This window comes from Candidatus Pseudomonas phytovorans (genome assembly GCA_029202525.1).
GTDB classification, from domain to species: Bacteria; Pseudomonadota; Gammaproteobacteria; order Pseudomonadales; family Pseudomonadaceae; genus Aquipseudomonas; species Aquipseudomonas phytovorans.
This window is the reverse complement of sequence record CP119325.1, coordinates 2,693,769-2,710,411: the sequence shown is the minus strand read 5'-3', so window position 1 is coordinate 2,710,411 and position 16,643 is coordinate 2,693,769. Positions and strand designations below refer to the sequence as shown.

The window sequence follows — 16,643 nt, the reverse complement described above, 5'->3', positions numbered from 1 at the left end:
GCTCTGCTTACTCTTTGATGACGTCCGCGCCTTTGGGGACGTCGAACTTGAACTTGCTGTCCGGCACCGCCTGGTTGGCCTTGACGCCATTGAACAGGATGTTGGTGCGCTGGCCGACGCTGTCGATCAGCTGCATGTCATTGATCAGGCCCTTGCGGAACGACACGCGCAGCGAGTCGAACAGGGTGTCCTTGGTTTTCGGCTTGAGGGTGAAGTCCATCACTTCGCCCTGCTCCTTGGAGGTGATATCGAAGCTCTGGCTGATCTTCGACACGTCACCGGACAGCAGCAACGCCGGGGTCTGGTTCAGGCGTACATCAAGCTTCTTGATAGTGGCCTGTTCCAGGTCCGGGTCCCACAGGGTCACCATCTTGCCATCCGACACCACCAACTGCTCCTGCGGCGCATCGGTGTGCCAGTAGAACAGGCCCGGGCGCTTGACGGTCATCTGGCCAGCGGTTTCCTGCAGGCTGGCGCCGTCGGCACCCAAGGTCAACTGCGAGAAATTGGCCTCGATGGTCTGCGACTTTTCCAGCAGCTGGGTCAGGCGTTGTACATCTTGCTCACCGGCAAAAGCCGAAACGCTGCCCAGAGCAAGGGCAGAAACCAACAGCATGCGAATCGCGCGCATGGTAATCCTCATTGAGCGTTGAAAAGGCCGGGCGCCAACGTTGGCGCCCGGCAGAGTGTTAATCAGTCGCGCGGGCCGCCCGGTGCAATCACTTCCCGCGAGCCGTTGCTGTTCATCGGGGTGACAACGCCTGCCATTTCCATCGACTCGATCATGCGCGCAGCACGGTTGTAGCCGATCTTCAGCTTGCGTTGTACGGCAGAAATGGAAGCACGGCGGCTTTCAAGCACGAATTGCACTGCTTCATCATACAGCGCATCGGTTTCGGCATCGTCACCATCGCCACCACCGCCGCCATCAAAGCCGCTGCCGGCTTCTTCGACGCCGTTGAGGATGTCATCGTTGTAGTCCGGCGCGCCGCGCAACTTCCACGCCTCGACCGTGCGGTGCACTTCGTCGTCGGAGACGAACGCGCCGTGCACACGGATTGGCAGGCTGGTGCCTGGCGGCATGTACAGCATGTCACCATGGCCCAGCAGCTGCTCGGCACCACCTTGGTCGATGATGGTCCGCGAGTCGATCTTGCTGGATACCTGGAACGCCATGCGGGTCGGGATGTTGGCCTTGATCAGGCCGGTGATCACGTCCACCGACGGGCGCTGGGTAGCAAGAATCAGGTGGATACCGGCCGCCCGCGCCTTCTGGGCGATACGGGCGATCAGCTCTTCGACCTTCTTGCCGACGATCATCATCATGTCGGCGAATTCGTCGACCACCACCACGATGGTCGGCAGGGTTTTCAGCGCAGGCGGCTCATCGTCCATGCTCTCACGGCGGTACAGCGGGTCGTGAATGACTTCACCGGCTTCCTGGGCGTCCTTGACCTTGCGGTTGAAGCCGGCCAGGTTACGCACGCCCATGGCCGCCATCAGCTTGTAGCGCCGCTCCATTTCGGCCACGCTCCAGCGCAGGGCGTTGGCGGCGTCCTTCATGTCGGTAACCACCGGGCAAAGCAGGTGCGGGATGCCTTCGTAGATCGACAGTTCGAGCATTTTCGGGTCGATCATGATCAACCGCGCGTCTTCCGGGCCGGACTTGAACAGGATCGACAGGATCATCGCGTTCACACCCACCGACTTACCGGAACCGGTGGTACCGGCCACCAGCAGGTGCGGCATCTTGGCCAGGTCGGTGATCACCGGTTTGCCACCGATGTCATGGCCCAGGGCCAGGGTAACCGGCGACTTCTGCTCGTCGAACTGCGGCGTGGCCAGCACTTCGGAGAAGCGCACCATCTGCCGATTTTCGTTGGGGATCTCGATACCCACGGTGGTCTTGCCCGGGATGACCTCTACCACCCGCACGCTGGTCACGGCCAGCGAACGCGCCAGGTCCTTGGCCAGGTTGGCGATGCGGCTGACCTTGACGCCAGCAGCCGGCTGGATTTCATAACGGGTAATCACCGGGCCAGGGTGGATCGAGTCCACCGTCACTTCCACGCCAAACTCCTTGAGCTTGATTTCCAGCAACTGGCCGACACTGGCCAGGGATTCTGGCGAGTACTCGATCTTTTTCTGCTCAGCCGGGTCGAGGATGGAAATCGGCGGCAAGGTGCCTTCCACGGCGCTGTCGATGAACAGCGGCGTCTGCTTTTCCTTCATCACCCGCTTGCTTGGCTCTGGCGCCTTGTCGGCTGCCGGCGGCACGATCGTCGGGGTAGCCGGCTGCACACGGGGCACCACCGGCTCGCGTGGCACGACAGGCTCACGGGCCAGGGTTGGCTCACGCGGCGGCACGACAGGCTCGCGGCCGAGGGTCGGCTCACGGGGTTCAACCACCGGGGCGGGCGCCTCTTCACGTTTGAAGATGCGCTCACGCAGTGCCGGTTTGGCCGGTTCACGCTTCTCGGCGGCCATCGGCGCAGCCTTGAATACTGGCTCATCCTCACGCAGCTGCGCTTCGAGGCGCTTGCGCTCGTTGCGCGCCTCCCACCAGCGGTTGGCGGCGCCCTGCACCAGTTCGAACAGGTCGAGGGTGATTTTGCCGGTCAGGTCCATCACCTTGAACCACGACAGGTCGGTAAACACGGTCAGGCCGAACAGGAACAGGGCAATGAACATCAGCGTGCTGCCCTGCACGTTCAGCAAGCTGCGCGCCAGTTCGCCCAGGCTCTCGCCCAATGCGCCACCGGCAGAGAACGGCAAGCTGGCTGGCGGGTGGAAGTGGATATGCGCCAGCGCCGCACCGGACAACACCAGGAACACCAGGCCGATCAGCCGCCAGGAGAACAGCCAGCCGCTCCAGTCCCAGGGCTGGTGGCGCTGCCGGAAAATCTGCCAGGTCTTGACCGCCAGCAGCAGCGGGAAGATATAGGCGAAATAACCCAGCACCATGAACAGGATGTCGGCGAAGTAGGCACCGGCACGCCCGGCAGCGTTCTGCACCTGGTCAATGTTGCTGGTGTGGCTGAAACCAGGGTCCGAGGTGTCGTAGGTCAGCAGCGCCATCCACAGGTACAGGCACAGGGCGCCGACAGCGATCAACGCACCTTCCTTGAGGCGATAATGCAGCTGCTGCCGCCACAGGGGCACAGGCAAGGGAGCTGGGGTTGCGGTGGATTTCTTCAAAACGCGTCTATTCCTGCGCGTGGTGCGCGTCCAATAGTGATCGGCCGGCTGTGCGGCCAATGAACCACTACTTTTAACATTACTGCCCGCCAGCCGCCATGGCGGCACGCCGCATGGGGCGTTTGCCGGGGGCGACTTTCACATAGCTGCAATTTGAGCATGCATTTTCTTTTGTGACAAAGGCTTATGCTGTGTTTTTGCACAGGTGTGACAGCAAATGTAGCGGATGGTGCCTGCGGTTTCATGAATGCGTAGGAAATTGCCTGAATTGCCAAACAGATTGACCCTGCTTTTCACGCGCGCCATGCTTCCCGCTCCCCTCCCCCACCGCACGATAGACCATGCTCACCTGGCTAACCCGCGACTCGCTGACCTTCCCACCCCTGGAAAAGGCCCTGCACGACCCCAACGGCCTGCTGGCTGCTGGCGGCGACCTGAGCCCCGAGCGCCTGGTGCAGGCCTATCGCCACGGCTGCTTCCCGTGGTACCAGGACGGCCAACCAATCCTGTGGTGGTCACCCGACCCGCGCACGGTACTGCTGCCCGACCAACTGCACGTTTCGCGCTCGCTGGCCAAGCTGATGCGCCAAGGCCGCTATCAGGTCAGCTTCGACACCGACTTCGCCGCAGTCATTGCCGCTTGCGCCGCACCACGCGACTACGCCGACGGCACCTGGATCACCGAGACCATGCGCAACGCCTACTGCGAATTGCACCGCCGTGGCATCGCACATTCGGTGGAAGTACGCCAAGAGGGTGAGTTGGTGGGCGGCCTGTATGGCCTGGCCATGGGCCAGCTGTTCTTCGGCGAATCGATGTTCAGCCGCGCCGACAACGCCTCCAAGGTCGGTTTCGTGACCTTGGTCCAGCACCTGCGCCAAGCCGGCTTCGCCCTCATCGACTGCCAGATGCCGACCAACCACCTGCACAGCCTTGGCGCCCACGCCATCAGCCGCGCCGAGTTCGCCGGCTACCTGGCGCGCCACCTCGACCAGCCCAACAGCGCCACATGGGTTCCCTAGGCGAGTTCCCATAGCTGGCTTACACTTAAGACAAAGTCTCACCGAGGGGTCGATCATGACAGAGTTGGCGCGGTTGAAGTTCTATGCCACTCAACCCCACTCCTGCAGCTACCTGCCAGACGAGCAGGCGACCACGCTGTTCCTCGACCCTAGCCAGCCGATGGACGTAGACGTGTACGCCGACTTGTCGGAAATAGGTTTTCGCCGCAGCGGCGACCACCTGTACCGCCCGCATTGCCAGAACTGCAACGCCTGCGTGCCAGCGCGCATCCCGGCGGCGCGGTTCATCCCCAATCGCCAGCAACGGCGCATTCTCAAGCGCAATGCCGACCTGACCGTGACGGCAGCGCGCCCGGCCTTCAAGGAAGAGTACTTCGAGCTCTACCGGCGCTATATCGAAACGCGCCACGCCGACGGTGACATGTACCCGCCCAGCCGCGACCAGTTTTCCACCTTCCTGGTGCGCGACCTGCCGTTCTGCTGGTTCTACGAGTTCCGCCTGGCAGGCCGCTTGCTGGCAGTGGCGGTGTGCGACCTGCTGCCCAATGGCTTGTCGGCGGTATACACGTTCTACGAGCCAGACGAAGAACGCCGCAGCCTGGGCCGCTTCGCCATCCTCTGGCAGATCACCGAAGCCCTGCGCCAGAACCTGGAGGCGGTGTACCTGGGTTACTGGATCAAGAACTGCAAAAAAATGAACTACAAGACGCAGTATCGGCCCATTGAACTGCTGATAAACCAGCGCTGGGTCAGCCTCAACTGAAAGCATTGGCTTGACACACAGTTTTCGGGCATAATCCACGCCACTTTTTTGCCCGGTGCGGTTATGCGTCGGGCTAACACTGGATCCGAGGGTTCTACTGCATGTCGAAAGAAGACAGCTTCGAAATGGAAGGCACTGTCGTCGACACCCTGCCCAACACCATGTTCCGCGTGGAGTTGGAAAACGGGCACGTCGTAACCGCGCATATCTCCGGAAAGATGCGCAAAAACTACATCCGTATTCTCACTGGCGACAAGGTCCGCGTCGAGCTGACGCCGTACGACCTGAGCAAGGGCCGCATCACTTACCGTGCGCGCTAAGCTCAAGCCATGAAAAAGCCCGGCTATGTGCCGGGCTTTTTTGTGCCTGCCTGATAGATGGGGCTGCTTTGCAGCCCTTCGCGGGCGCGCCCGCGAAGGGCCGCAACGCGGCCCCATCTATCAGGCAACCTCGGCCGTGGTCTCGTAGTCGAACACCAGTTCGCCATCGCGCAGGTCGATGTGCACCACACCACCATGCTCGGCCAACTCGCCAAACAGGATCTCCTCGGCCAGCGGCCGCTTGATCTTGTCCTGGATCAGCCGCGCCATCGGCCGCGCACCCATCTGCACGTCGTAGCCCGAAACCGCCAGCCAGCCGCGAGCCTCATCACTGACTTCCAGCAGCACACGCTTGTCTTCCAGCTGCGCCTGCAGTTCGATAAGGAACTTGTCGACGATGCTTTTGATCGTCTCCGTGCTCAGGCGGCCGAACTGGATGATGGTGTCCAGGCGGTTGCGGAACTCTGGCGTGAAGCTCTTGCGGATCACTTCCATGGCATCGGACGCATGGTCCTGATGGGTGAAGCCGATCGAGGCCCGTGCCGCGGTTTCCGCGCCAGCGTTAGTGGTCATGATCAGGATCACGTTACGGAAGTCGGCCTTGCGCCCGTTGTTGTCGGTCAGGGTACCGTGGTCCATCACCTGCAGCAGCAGGTTGAAGACTTCCGGGTGGGCCTTCTCGATTTCATCGAGCAGCAGCACGCAGTGCGGTTGCTTGGTGATCGCCTCAGTCAGTAAACCGCCCTGGTCAAAGCCAACATAGCCAGGCGGGGCACCGATCAGGCGCGACACGGTGTGGCGCTCCATGTACTCGGACATGTCGAAACGCACCAACTCCACGCCCAATGCCTTGGCGAGCTGGCGCGCCGCTTCGGTCTTGCCGACGCCGGTAGGGCCGGCGAACAGGAACGAACCGACTGGCTTGTCTGGCGACTTGAGGCCGGCACGGGACAGCTTGATGGCCGTGGACAGCGAGTCGATCGCCTGGTCCTGACCGAACACGGTCAGCTTCAGGTCACGCTCCAGGTTACGCAGCAGCTCTTTGTCGGAACTGCTGACATGTTTTGGCGGAATCCGCGCGATCTTGGCGACAATGTCCTCGACCTGTGGCACCTCGATGCGCTTGACGCGGTTAGCTTCCGGTTGCAGGCGCTGGTAGGCGCCGGCTTCGTCGATCACGTCAATGGCCTTGTCGGGCATGTGGCGATCGTTGATGTACCGTGAAGCCAGCTCGGCGGCGGCGCGCAAGGCTTCGTCGCTGTACTCGATGTTGTGGTGGCTCTCGAAGCGACCCTTGAGGCCGCGCAGGATACCCACGGTGTCTTCCACCGACGGCTCGCTGACATCCACTTTCTGGAAGCGCCGCGCCAAGGCACGATCCTTCTCGAAAATGCCGCGAAACTCCTGGAACGTGGTCGAACCGATGCAACGAATTTCGCCAGACGAGAGCAACGGCTTGAGCAGGTTGGACGCATCCATGACCCCGCCCGATGCCGCCCCGGCACCGATGATGGTGTGGATCTCATCAATGAACAGGATTGCCTGCGGGCGCTTCTTCAGCTCGCCAAGCAACGCTTTGAAGCGTTTCTCGAAGTCACCGCGGTACTTGGTACCGGCCAGCAACGCACCGAGATCAAGGGAGTACACCACGCTTTGCGCCAGCAGGTCGGGCACCTGGCCATCGACAATGCGCTTGGCCAGGCCTTCGGCGATGGCCGTCTTGCCCACACCCGCTTCACCCACCAGCAGCGGGTTGTTCTTGCGCCGACGGGCAAGGATTTGCGCAACGCGCTCAACCTCCTGCTCGCGACCTACCAGCGGGTCGATACGGCCGGCACGGGCCAGTTCGTTCAGGTTGCTGGCATAGGCATCCAGCGGGTTGCTCGAAGAGGACGTTTCACCGCCCTCTTCGTCTTGCATTTCCTGTTCGCTCTCGGCGCTCGAACCATGGCCAGGCACCTTGGAGATGCCATGAGCGATGTAGTTGACCACGTCGATGCGGGCCACGCTCTGCTGCTTGAGCAGGAACACGGCCTGGCTTTCCTGTTCGCTGAAGATCGCCACCAGCACATTGGCGCCGGTCACTTCGCGCTTGCCAGAGCTTTGCACGTGGAACACGGCACGCTGCAGCACCCGCTGGAAGCCCAGCGTCGGCTGGGTTTCACGGTCTTCATCGTTGACAGGGATCAGCGGCGTGGTGGAATCGATGAACTCTTGCAGGTCATGCTTGAGCTTGTCGAGATTGGCGCCACAGGCGCGCAGAACGGTCGCAGCAGCCTCATTGTCAAGGAGTGCCAGCAGCAGATGTTCGACGGTCATGAACTCATGACGTTTCGAACGGGCCTCCTTGAAGGCCAGATTGAGGGTGACTTCGAGCTCGCGGTTTAACATAGCTTCACCTCATACCCAAGTGGTCGGCGATTAACCGTCCTTCTCGATTTCACAGAGTAGCGGATGCTGGCTTTCCCTGGCGTATTGGTTGACCTGCATAGCCTTTGTTTCGGCGATGTCACGGGTAAACAATCCGCACACTGCCCGCCCTTCTGTATGGACGGTCAGCATGATCTTGGTCGCCAGCTCGCGGTTCAGACTGAAGAACGTCTCGAGCACTTCGACGACGAAATCCATTGGTGTGTAGTCATCGTTGAATAAAACCACCTTGTACATCGGTGGCGCCTGCAGGATCGGCTTGGCTTCCTGGACTGCAAGACCCGAGCCGTCGTCCTCATTCGTTTGCGGGCGATCCTGATTGAATGTTAGTCGAATCTCACTAGGTGCATGCATGGAAAGAATTTCATCATGAGCGTCAGGTTAAAGTTGTGGGTTGACGGCACAGGCCACGGCCAGCGCAGGCGCCGGGCGACCTTGACTATCGGCAAAACGGTGTTACAACCAATAAGAACCCACCGTGGGCGATAAAGATCCGCGCAGTCAACCAGATTTTTCGCAAGGTTCGTATGCGGATGAAGTGGATGATACTCCAGTGATGGAGTCCTTTGCAGAGGGACATAGGGATGGCAAGCGGTAAAGTCAAGTGGTTCAACAATGCCAAGGGCTATGGATTCATCAATGAGGACGGCGGAACCGAAGATCTTTTCGCCCATTACTCGGCGATCGAGATGGACGGTTACAAGACGCTGAAAGCCGGACAAGCCGTGACTTTCAACATCATCCAGGGCCCGAAAGGCCTGCATGCGGTTGAAATCAAGGGCGCCAATGTCAGCGCTTCGACGGGAGTACCGAACTCGCCCACTACCGTTAATGCGTGATCCCTGCTTTCTGCCGGTATACGAAAAAACCGGCCGCTTCTTTAACAGGAAGCGGCCGGTTTTGTATCGCCTTACATATGCTTGATCATTGCATCACCAAAACCTGAGCTGCCCACCAGCGTGGCGCCGTCCATCAGGCGCTCGAAGTCGTAGGTCACGGTCTTGGCCCCGATCGCACCGTTGGTGCCTTTGATGATCAGGTCGGCCGCCTCGGCCCAGCCCATGTGCCGCAGCATCATTTCTGCCGAGAGGATCACCGAGCCCGGGTTGACCTTGTCCTGCCCGGCATACTTGGGCGCGGTGCCGTGGGTAGCCTCGAACATGGCCACCGTGTCGGACAGGTTGGCGCCCGGCGCAATGCCGATACCGCCCACTTCTGCCGCCAGGGCGTCGGACAGGTAATCACCGTTGAGGTTGAGGGTGGCGATCACGTCATACTCGGCCGGGCGCAGCAGGATCTGCTGGAGCATGGCGTCGGCGATGGCATCCTTGACGATGACTTCGCGGCCGCTCTTGGGGTTCTTGAACTTCATCCACGGGCCACCGTCGAGCAGTTCGGCACCGAACTCGTCTCGCGCCACCTCGTAGCCCCAGTCCTTGAAGGCACCTTCGGTGAACTTCATGATGTTGCCCTTGTGCACCAGGGTCAGCGACTCGCGGTCGTTGTCCACCACATATTGCAGGGCCTTGCGCACCAGGCGCTTGGTGCCCTCGCGGGACACCGGCTTGACGCCAATGCCGCAGTCCTGGTCGAAACGGATCTTGGTAACGCCCATTTCCTCTTTCAGGAACTTGATCACCTTGTTCGCCTCGGGCGAGCCGGCCTTCCACTCGATGCCCGCGTAGATGTCCTCGGAGTTCTCGCGGAAGATCACCATGTCGACGTCGCCGGGCTTTTTCACCGGACTCGGCACACCCTGGAACCACAGCACCGGGCGCAGGCACACGTACAGGTCCAGCTGCTGGCGCAGGGCCACGTTCAGCGAGCGGATGCCGCCACCGACTGGCGTGGTCAGCGGGCCCTTGATCGACACCACGTAATCACGCACGGCATCGAGGGTTTCCTGCGGCAACCAGGTGTCCTGGTCGTACACCTGGGTGGCCTTTTCGCCGGCGTACACTTCCATCCAGGCGATTTTGCGCTTGCCGCCGTAAGCTTTCTGCACGGCGGCATCGACCACTTTGATCATTACCGGCGAAACATCGACGCCAATCCCGTCGCCTTCGATATAGGGAATGATGGGGTTGTCAGGAACGTTGAGCGAATGGTCTGCATTGACGGTGATCTTGGCGCCGTCGGTCGGAACCTTGATTTTCTGGTATCCCATGCTTGCACTACTCCGCTGTCGGGTGTGATTGGACATCGTGCGATCCACTGAGCCTAAACCACATCTGCCGACCTGCAAGGCATGCGGCATTACGCCACATTGCCGCTTAGTCTTTGGTCTTATAAATGGGCCGATATCACTTGGCCTTGCTGATTAGCCCAAATGGTTTGGTATACTCCGCCGCGACCGAAGGGTCATCGGGGCGAATCCCAGGAAAATGCGGACCGCCCTTGGCCATGAATGGCCTGAAAGCCTGGGTTGTTACCGCAGCTCAGCACTTGACGCTCGACTGATGCATCCACCATCACCGCTCGCAGCCTCTCGACTTTCCGCTCATGGCGTTGCCAGGGCGATGCGCCTACCCTGCGCACCACGAGACTCGAGCACGCTCAGCACACAGAGAGTTAACCCGCATGCCCACCCGTTCCAAGATCATCTATACCTTCACCGACGAAGCCCCTGCCCTCGCCACCTACTCGCTGCTGCCGATCGTCGAAGCGTTCACCGCCTCGGCTGACATCGCCGTCGAAACTCGCGACATCTCCCTGGCCGGCCGCATCCTCGCAGCCTTCCCGGAGCAACTGGGCGCAGAGAAGCAAGTAGGCGATCACCTGGCGGAACTGGGCCAGCTGGCTACCACTCCTGAAGCCAACATCATCAAGTTGCCGAACATCAGCGCCTCGGTCCCGCAGCTCAAAGCCGCGATCAAGGAACTGCAAGGCAAGGGCTACAACATCCCTGACTACGCCGACGAGCCGGCCACCGCGGACGAGAAAGAGTCCCGTGCCCGCTACGACCGCATCAAGGGCTCCGCCGTGAACCCGGTGCTGCGCGAAGGCAACTCCGACCGCCGCGCGCCGCTGTCGGTCAAGAACTACGCCCGCAAGCACCCGCACAAGATGGGCGCCTGGGCCGCCGACTCCCAGTCGCACGTTGCCCACATGACCCAGGGCGACTTCTACGGCAGCGAAAAAGCCGCACTGATCGAAGCTGACGACAGCCTGCGCATCGAGCTGGTCAGCAAAGACGGCAACACCACCGTTCTGAAAGAAAAGACCGCCGTCAAGGCCGCCGAAATCATCGACTGCGCCACCATGAGCCGCAAGGCCCTGAAAGCCTTCATCGCCGAGCAGATCGCCGATGCCAAGGCGTCCGGCGTACTGCTGTCGGTGCACCTGAAAGCCACCATGATGAAGGTTTCCGACCCGATCATGTTCGGCGTGATCGTCGAAGAGTTCTACAACGACGTGCTGGCCAAGCACGCCGCAGTCCTGGCCGAAGTGGGCTTCAACGCCAACAACGGTATCGGCGACCTTTATGCCCGCATCAAGGACCTGCCAGCTGACAAGCAGGCCGAGATCGAAGCCGACATCCAGGCCCTGTACGCACAGCGCCCGGCCCTGGCCATGGTCAACTCCGACAAAGGCATCACCAACCTGCACGTGCCAAGCGACGTGATCGTCGACGCCTCGATGCCGGCCATGATCCGTGACTCGGGCAAGATGTGGAACACCGCTGGCGAACTGCAAGACGCCAAGGCCGTGATCCCGGACCGTTGCTACGCCGGCATCTACCAGGCCACCATCGAAGACTGCAAAGTCAACGGCGCCTTCGACCCGACCACCATGGGCAGCGTGCCGAACGTTGGCCTGATGGCGCAGAAAGCCGAAGAGTACGGTTCCCACGACAAGACCTTCCAGATCAAGGCCGACGGCGTGGTTCGCGTGGTCGATGGCAAGGGCAACGTCGTACTGGAGCAGAACGTCGAAGCCGGTGACATCTTCCGCATGTGCCAGACCAAAGACGCGCCGATCCAGGACTGGGTCAAGCTGGCTGTCAACCGTGCCCGCCTGAGCAGCACCCCTGCGGTGTTCTGGCTGGACCCGGCCCGCGCTCACGACGGCGTGATGATCGAGAAGGTGCAGGCGTACCTGAAAGACCACGACACCACTGGCCTGGATATCCGTGTGCTGGCCCCGGTCGACGCCATCAAGTTCTCCCTGGCGCGTATCCGCGAAGGCAAGGACACCATCTCGGTGACCGGCAACGTGCTGCGCGACTACCTGACCGACCTGTTCCCGATCATGGAGCTGGGCACCAGCGCCAAGATGCTGTCGATCGTGCCGCTGATGAACGGCGGTGGCCTGTTCGAAACCGGCGCCGGTGGTTCGGCACCGAAGCACGTGCAGCAGCTGGTTGAAGAGAACTTCCTGCGTTGGGACTCGCTGGGTGAATTCCTGGCCCTGGCCGCTTCCCTGGAGCACCTGGGCAACACCTACGACAACCCGCGCGCCAAGGTTCTGGCCAACACCCTGGACCAGGCTACCGGCAAGTTCCTCGACACCAACAAGTCGCCTTCGCGCAAAGTTGGCGGTATCGACAACCGCGGCAGCCACTTCTACCTGACCCTGTACTGGGCCGAAGCCCTGGCAGCCCAGGCTGACGACGCTGCCCTGCAGGCACGCTTCGCACCGCTGGCAAAAACCCTGGCCGAGAACGAGGAGACCATCGTCGCCGAACTCAACGCCGTTCAGGGCAAGCCAGCTGACATCGGTGGCTACTACGCCCCGGATGCCGAGCTGACCGCCAAGGTGATGCGCCCAAGCCAGACCCTGAACAGCGCCATTGCTGCCCTGTAAGGTTCGCTTGAAGTAACAGCCCAAACCCCGGCCACGCACCGGGGTTTGTGCTTTCTGGGAAACGGGGCCGCTTTGCAGCCCATCGCAGGCAAGCCAGCTCCTACAAGGGATCGCGGTCTCCTGTAGGAGCTGGCTTGCCTGCGATGGGCCGCACAGCGGCCCCAGCAATTCAAAGGGAAACACCAATGACCTGGCAACCCCACATCACCGTCGCCACCATCGTCGAACACGACGGCAAGTTCCTCTTCGTCGAAGAATTCAAGGCAGGCCAGCACGTCTTCAACCAACCCGCCGGCCACCTCGAACCGAACGAAACCCTACCCCAGGCCGCCCTGCGCGAAACCCTCGAAGAAACCGCCTGGGAAGTCGAGCTCACCGGCGTGGTCGGCATCTACCTGTACACCGCCCCCAGCAACGGCGTGACCTATCAGCGTATCTGCTTCGCCGCCCGCCCCGTGCGCCACCACGCAGACCTCGCCCTGGACAGCGACATCGTCCGCGCCGTGTGGCTGACCCGCGACGAGCTGCTGGCCGACCCGGCCCGCTGGCGCAGCGAGCTGGTGCCACGTTGCCTCGACGACTACCTCGAAGGCCCGCTGCACAGCCTTACGCTGCTACGCGACTGACGCGTCGCCACGGGTTTGATAGAATCGGCGTTTTTCCCTTGATACACACCGGTACCCATGACCAGCCCAGCACTCAAAGACCCCGCCAAGACCCGCGTCATCGTCGGCATGTCCGGCGGCGTGGACTCTTCCGTCTCCGCCCTTCTGCTCATCGAGCAGGGCTACCAGGTGGAAGGGCTGTTCATGAAGAACTGGGAAGAAGACGACGGCACCGAATACTGCACCGCCCGTGAAGACCTGGCAGACGCCCAGGCCGTGTGCGACCGCATCGGCATCAAGCTGCACACCGCCAACTTCGCCGCCGAATACTGGGACAACGTGTTCGAGCACTTCCTCGAAGAATACAAGGCCGGCCGCACGCCCAACCCGGACATCCTCTGCAACCGCGAAATCAAGTTCAAGGCGTTCCTCGACTACGCCCTGTCGCTGGGTGCCGACCTGATCGCTACCGGCCACTACGTACGCCGCCGCGACACGGGCGAACTGACCGAACTGCTCAAGGGCCTGGACCCGAACAAGGACCAGAGCTACTTCCTGCACGCCGTCGGCGGCAAGGAAATTGCCCGCACGCTGTTCCCGGTCGGTGAGCTGGAAAAACCCGAAGTACGCGCCATCGCCGAAAAACACGGCCTGGCCACCGCCAAGAAGAAGGACTCCACCGGTATCTGCTTCATTGGCGAGCGCCGCTTCAGCGACTTCCTCAAGCAGTACCTGCCGGCCCAGCCGGGCGAAATCCAGACCACTGACGGTGAAGTCATCGGCAGCCACCATGGTTTGATGTACCACACCATCGGCCAGCGCCAGGGCCTTGGCATCGGCGGCCTGAAAGACGCCAGCGACGAGCCGTGGTACGTGCTGCACAAGGACCTGACCCGCAACGTGCTGGTGGTCGGCCAGGGCAATGAACACCCTTGGCTGTTCTCCCGCGCCCTGCTCGCCTCGGAAATTTTCTGGGTCAACCCGATCGACCTCAGCAGCCCGCGCCGGCTCACCGCCAAGGTACGCTACCGCCAAAGCGACCAGCAGTGCACCCTGGAGCTTACTGCCAGCGGCTACCGCGCAGTGTTCGACGAACCGCAGCGCGCCGTCACCCCAGGCCAGTCGGTGGTGTTCTACGACGGTGAAGTGTGCCTGGGCGGCGGTGTGATCGAAGCGGCCGAGCCGTGGAGCCCGCGCGCATGAGCAACCTGCAGGAGCAGCTGATTGCGTTGGGCGGTGTGTTTCAGGCCGCTGTACTGGTAGACCGCATTGCCCGCACCGGCCAGGCCAGTGAGGCCAACATCGGCTGCATGCTCGGCAGCCTGCTGGTCCGCGACCCCAAGGACACCCTGGAGGTGTTCGGCGGTGACGACCTGAACCTGCGCGACGGCTACCGCGCGCTGGTCGGTGCCCTGGAGCGCGACCCCAACAGCCTGCAGCGCGAGCCACTGCGCTACGCCCTGTCGATGCTGGGCCTGGAGCGTCAGCTGAACAAGCGTGGCGACCTGCTCGAAACCATCGGCAACCGCCTGCCGCAAATCCAGTCCCAGGCTGACCATTTTGGCCTGGTTCATGAAAACGTCATTGCTTCCAGTGGAGCCTTGTACCAGGACACCCTGAGCACCTTGCGCCAGCGTATTCAGGTGCATGGCGACATGCGCTTCCTGCAGCAGCCCAACAACGCCTCGAAGATTCGCGCCCTGCTGCTGGCCGGCATCCGCGCCGCACGCCTGTGGCGCCAGCTGGGCGGGCACCGCTGGCAGCTGGTGTTCAGCCGGCGCAAACTGCTCAACGAACTGTACGACATGATGCGCACACCTTCCTGATAGGCGACACCGACCCCTGTAGGAGCGGCCTTGCGTCGCGATGGGCCGCAAAGCGGCCCCGGCAATTTGTGCTGTGACTGAGATTTTTGGGCTGCTGCGCAGCCCTTTCGCGACAGAAGGCCGCTCCTGCAAAAGGCACCGCGTCATGCGTTTTAGGGCCGACCTTTGGTCAGCCACCCGACCCGGGCGCAAATTTCATGTATGATATGCGCCCTCCAAAAGCCTGACTGTCCGAGAACACCCCATGCAGCTTTCTTCGCTCACTGCGGTTTCCCCTGTAGACGGCCGTTATGCCGGCAAAACCCAGGCCTTGCGCCCCATCTTCAGCGAATTCGGCCTGATCCGTTTCCGCGCCCTGGTCGAAGTACGCTGGCTGCAGCGCCTGGCCGCCCACCCGCAGATCGGCGAAGTGCCGGCGTTCTCCGCCGAAGCCAACGCCCTGCTGGACAACCTGGCCACCGATTTCAAACTTGAGCACGCCGAGCGCGTCAAGGAAATCGAGCGCACCACCAACCACGACGTCAAGGCGATCGAATACCTCCTGAAGGAGCAGGCTGCCAAGCTGCCTGAGCTGGCCAAGGTCAGCGAGTTCATCCACTTCGCCTGCACCAGCGAGGACATCAACAACCTGTCCCACGCCCTGATGCTGCGCGCCGGCCGTGACGACGTGCTGCTGCCGCTGATGCGCCAGATCGCCGACGCCATCCGCGCCCTGGCCCACGCCCACGCCGACGTGCCGATGCTGTCGCGCACCCACGGCCAGCCGGCTTCGCCGACTACCTTGGGTAAAGAGCTGGCCAACGTCGTGTACCGCCTGGAGCGCCAGATCGCCCAGGTTGCCGCCGTACCGCTGCTGGGCAAGATCAATGGCGCCGTGGGCAACTACAACGCCCACCTGTCGGCCTACTCGCAGATCGACTGGGAAGAAAACGCCCGCGCCTTCATCGAAGACGAACTGGGCCTGCAGTTCAACCCGTACACCACCCAGATCGAGCCGCACGACTACATCGCCGAGCTGTTTGACGCCATCGCCCGCTTCAACACCATCCTGATCGACTTCGACCGTGATGTGTGGGGCTACATCTCGCTGGGCTACTTCAAGCAGAAGACCGTTGCCGGCGAAATCGGCTCGTCGACCATGCCGCACAAGGTCAACCCGATCGACTTCGAAAACTCCGAAGGCAACCTGGGTATCGCCAACGCGCTGTTCCAGCACCTGGCCAGCAAGCTGCCGATCTCGCGCTGGCAGCGCGACCTGACCGACTCCACCGTGCTGCGCAACCTGGGCGTGGGCTTTGCCCACAGCATCATCGCCTACGAAGCCAGCCTGAAAGGCATCGGCAAGCTGCAAGTCAACGAAGCCCGCATCGCCGCCGACCTGGACGCCTGCTGGGAAGTGCTGGCCGAGCCGATCCAGACCGTAATGCGCCGCTTCAATATCGAAAACCCCTACGAGAAGCTCAAAGAGCTGACCCGTGGCAAGGGCATCACCCCGGACGCGCTGCTCACCTTCATCGACGGCCTGGACATGCCAGCCGACGCCAAAGCCGAGCTGAAGCTGCTGACCCCCGCTACCTACATCGGTAACGCGGCAGCCCAGGCCAAACGCATCTAAGCTGACCGTCGCGTACAACGCCCGGCCTGGCCGGGCGTTTTTATTCCCGGACGAAAAT

15 protein-coding genes are annotated in these 16,643 nt (G+C 61.8%); 9 read left to right on the top strand and 6 right to left on the bottom strand.

Annotated features, from left to right (window positions below; genetic code table 11):
* Positions 1-7: 7 nt before the first annotated feature.
* From lolA to P0Y58_11870, 3 genes are all read right to left on the bottom strand, one after another.
* Positions 8-631 (bottom strand): outer membrane lipoprotein chaperone LolA, encoded by a 624-nt coding sequence (gene lolA / locus P0Y58_11880; protein ID WEK32853.1) that lies wholly within the window; start codon positions 629-631, stop codon positions 8-10.
* A 62-nt stretch (positions 632-693) separates the two neighbouring features.
* Positions 694-3,198 carry a DNA translocase FtsK 4TM domain-containing protein gene (locus tag P0Y58_11875; GenBank protein ID WEK32852.1) on the bottom strand — a complete coding sequence of 835 codons (2,505 nt, stop codon included), beginning with the start codon at positions 3,196-3,198 and terminating at the stop codon, positions 694-696.
* A 138-nt stretch (positions 3,199-3,336) separates the two neighbouring features.
* Positions 3,337-3,504 (bottom strand): hypothetical protein, encoded by a 168-nt coding sequence (locus P0Y58_11870; protein WEK32851.1) that lies wholly within the window; start codon positions 3,502-3,504, stop codon positions 3,337-3,339.
* A gap of 35 nt (positions 3,505-3,539) precedes the next feature.
* Here P0Y58_11870 and aat point away from each other — a divergent pair, with 35 nt between their 5' ends.
* From aat to infA, 3 genes are all read left to right on the top strand, one after another.
* Positions 3,540-4,220, top strand: a complete 681-nt coding sequence (gene aat / locus P0Y58_11865) for a leucyl/phenylalanyl-tRNA--protein transferase (protein ID WEK32850.1) — start codon at positions 3,540-3,542, stop codon at positions 4,218-4,220.
* A gap of 55 nt (positions 4,221-4,275) precedes the next feature.
* On the top strand, positions 4,276-4,983 hold the full coding sequence (locus P0Y58_11860) for an arginyltransferase (GenBank protein ID WEK32849.1): 708 nt from the start codon (positions 4,276-4,278) through the stop codon (positions 4,981-4,983).
* A 101-nt stretch (positions 4,984-5,084) separates the two neighbouring features.
* A complete protein-coding gene (infA, locus tag P0Y58_11855; protein WEK32848.1) occupies positions 5,085-5,303 on the top strand; it encodes a translation initiation factor IF-1 in 219 nt (72 codons plus the stop codon).
* Positions 5,304-5,423: 120 nt separating this feature from the next.
* Here the strand turns inward: infA and clpA are convergent, their stop codons facing one another.
* Together clpA and clpS are read right to left on the bottom strand one after the other, a co-directional pair.
* Positions 5,424-7,694 (bottom strand): ATP-dependent Clp protease ATP-binding subunit ClpA, encoded by a 2,271-nt coding sequence (gene clpA / locus P0Y58_11850; GenBank protein ID WEK32847.1) that lies wholly within the window; start codon positions 7,692-7,694, stop codon positions 5,424-5,426.
* A 30-nt stretch (positions 7,695-7,724) separates the two neighbouring features.
* Positions 7,725-8,087, bottom strand: a complete 363-nt coding sequence (gene clpS / locus P0Y58_11845; protein ID WEK32846.1) for an ATP-dependent Clp protease adapter ClpS — start codon at positions 8,085-8,087, stop codon at positions 7,725-7,727.
* 230 nt (positions 8,088-8,317) lie between these two features.
* Between clpS and cspD the strand changes: the two genes are divergently transcribed.
* Complete coding sequence (cspD, locus tag P0Y58_11840; protein ID WEK32845.1) at positions 8,318-8,572, top strand: cold shock domain-containing protein CspD; 255 nt, start codon at positions 8,318-8,320, stop codon at positions 8,570-8,572.
* A gap of 71 nt (positions 8,573-8,643) precedes the next feature.
* On the opposite strand, the gene icd is transcribed toward cspD, so the two are convergent.
* On the bottom strand, positions 8,644-9,900 hold the full coding sequence (gene icd, locus P0Y58_11835) for an NADP-dependent isocitrate dehydrogenase (protein WEK32844.1): 1,257 nt from the start codon (positions 9,898-9,900) through the stop codon (positions 8,644-8,646).
* Between the two features lie 413 nt (positions 9,901-10,313).
* Here icd and P0Y58_11830 point away from each other — a divergent pair, with 413 nt between their 5' ends.
* The 5 genes from P0Y58_11830 to purB all read left to right on the top strand — a co-directional run bounded on the left by P0Y58_11830 (position 10,314) and on the right by purB (position 16,585).
* On the top strand, positions 10,314-12,539 hold the full coding sequence (locus tag P0Y58_11830; GenBank protein ID WEK32843.1) for an NADP-dependent isocitrate dehydrogenase: 2,226 nt from the start codon (positions 10,314-10,316) through the stop codon (positions 12,537-12,539).
* A gap of 185 nt (positions 12,540-12,724) precedes the next feature.
* Positions 12,725-13,165 (top strand): NUDIX hydrolase, encoded by a 441-nt coding sequence (locus tag P0Y58_11825; GenBank protein ID WEK32842.1) that lies wholly within the window; start codon positions 12,725-12,727, stop codon positions 13,163-13,165.
* 57 nt (positions 13,166-13,222) lie between these two features.
* Positions 13,223-14,347 (top strand): tRNA 2-thiouridine(34) synthase MnmA, encoded by a 1,125-nt coding sequence (gene mnmA, locus P0Y58_11820; GenBank protein WEK32841.1) that lies wholly within the window; start codon positions 13,223-13,225, stop codon positions 14,345-14,347.
* A complete protein-coding gene (hflD, locus tag P0Y58_11815) occupies positions 14,344-14,970 on the top strand; it encodes a high frequency lysogenization protein HflD (protein WEK32840.1) in 627 nt (208 codons plus the stop codon). The genes mnmA and hflD overlap by 4 nt, the downstream gene beginning before the upstream one ends.
* A gap of 244 nt (positions 14,971-15,214) precedes the next feature.
* Entirely contained in the window at positions 15,215-16,585 is a 1,371-nt protein-coding gene (gene purB, locus P0Y58_11810; GenBank protein ID WEK32839.1) for an adenylosuccinate lyase, read from the top strand.
* Positions 16,586-16,643 lie beyond the last annotated feature (58 nt).